Origin of the sequence: Paenibacillus sp. 2KB_22, assembly GCF_052115745.1 — a bacterium.
Taxonomy (GTDB): domain Bacteria; phylum Bacillota; class Bacilli; order Paenibacillales; family Paenibacillaceae; genus Paenibacillus.
In genome coordinates this window covers 1-321 of the sequence record NZ_JBFRHG010000051.1, presented here as the reverse complement: position 1 = coordinate 321, position 321 = coordinate 1, and the positions used below count along the sequence as shown (strand labels likewise).

The 321-nt window shown below is 44.4% G+C and carries 1 rRNA gene; it reads left to right on the top strand.

The annotated features are described in order from the left end of the window. Window positions 1-104: ribosomal RNA gene (locus AB4111_RS31285) — 16S ribosomal RNA — on the top strand; the annotation flags it as partial. Window positions 105-321: the final 217 nt, after the last annotated feature.

Here is a 321-nt window from a genome sequence, read left to right as displayed (position 1 = left end):
GTGGGGTAACCGCAAGGAGCCAGCCGCCGAAGGTGGGATAGATGATTGGGGTGAAGTCGTAACAAGGTAGCCGTATCGGAAGGTGCGGCTGGATCACCTCCTTTCTATGGAGAATCGTTTCCCGAGTGGAAACATTCAAATAYGCAGCTAAGCTGCAAAACACTCACTCGTTGCTCAGTTTTGAGAGCTCAAACTCTCAAACAGCTTGCTTTTGCATGGAGCTTGTTCTTTGAAAACTAGATATCGAAACGAAAGTAAATGCGAATTAGAACATTCCTTTTTAGCTGAACTTGTGTAAACAAGTTTCAATAAAAACGGTAG